The 900-nt window shown below is 52.7% G+C and carries 1 protein-coding gene and 1 pseudogene; both read left to right on the plus strand.

What is annotated here, in order from left to right; all coding sequences use genetic code 11:
- Positions 1 to 247: 247 nt before the first annotated feature.
- A complete protein-coding gene (locus H6B51_RS17185; RefSeq protein WP_243421383.1) occupies positions 248 to 469 on the plus strand; it encodes a TnsA endonuclease N-terminal domain-containing protein in 222 nt (73 codons plus the stop codon).
- Positions 462 to 900: pseudogene (locus H6B51_RS17190) on the plus strand (Mu transposase C-terminal domain-containing protein); the annotation flags it as partial. The gene H6B51_RS17185 and the pseudogene H6B51_RS17190, both read left to right, overlap by 8 nt.

Here is a 900-nt window from a genome sequence, read left to right on the forward strand (position 1 = left end):
TCCTCCTGATGTGAAGTCTTAAAAAACTGACTGTCAGCTTTTTGAGTTTTGGGATATTGTCTCACATTTTCGAGGGATACGGAAGGTGGGTGGTCGTTGAGCGCTTACAGATATCCGATTTTACAGTCCCAAAAACAACGAAATTGTGTGTCTCCACAGCAAGTGGGCCAGGGACTATGCCAAATGGCTGGAAGAGCAGCCGTGGGTGCAAAGTTACGAAGCTGGCTGCCCTTTGGATGCCGACATCATGGGCCGCATATCAAGGGCGGGCATACGCACGGACTACCTGCAGCATGCCGGATGGACTACTGACTTCCTGATTTGCTATGCAGACGGCCACAAAGGGGTACGGGAGCTTATTCAGCGGAAACAGCTAAAAAAGAAGGCCTATGTAGAGCGATTAGAACTCTCTCGCAGATACTGGACGGTGACCGATACGGAGTGGATGGTGGTGATCGTGGATGGATAGACCCCTGCGCTTTGTGAAACAATCAGGCGCCATCTATCGAGTTTTACTTGAGACTCCGGCCGGTTGCTGGCTGATCGACTGTAACGGCCCCTCGCCCCCGTTCTTTGCAGCTAATCTGGACAGTTATGAGCGTGTACCAGCGCCGGAAAGCTGGATATCAGAGCAGACCATGACTCCGGCTCAAGAAGCCCGCCTGCAGATGATCCAACCGCTGCTCGACTGCGATGACTGCATTTCGGACAAGTCTTTGCGTTACAGGATAGCGGCAGAAGCGGCACAGCAGCATCAGACCACAACACGCCGTATCCTGCGTCTGTATTACCGTTATCTGGCAACGGGACAACTCACGCAAAAGCGGTCACAGCAGACCGGCAAAAGCAATCAGATGATAGAGCGAGCGATTCGACGGTACTACTTTGGTGCCAAGCGGT

Origin of the sequence: Pseudoflavonifractor phocaeensis (genome assembly GCF_016901955.1) — a bacterium.
Classification (GTDB): Bacteria; Bacillota; Clostridia; order Oscillospirales; family Oscillospiraceae; genus Flavonifractor; species Flavonifractor phocaeensis_A.

Excerpts from the sequence above, each read along its gene's own strand:
- H6B51_RS17185 (WP_243421383.1), top strand. The coding sequence starts at position 248 with ATGGGCCGCATATCAAGGGCGGGCATACGCACGGACTACCTGCAGCAT.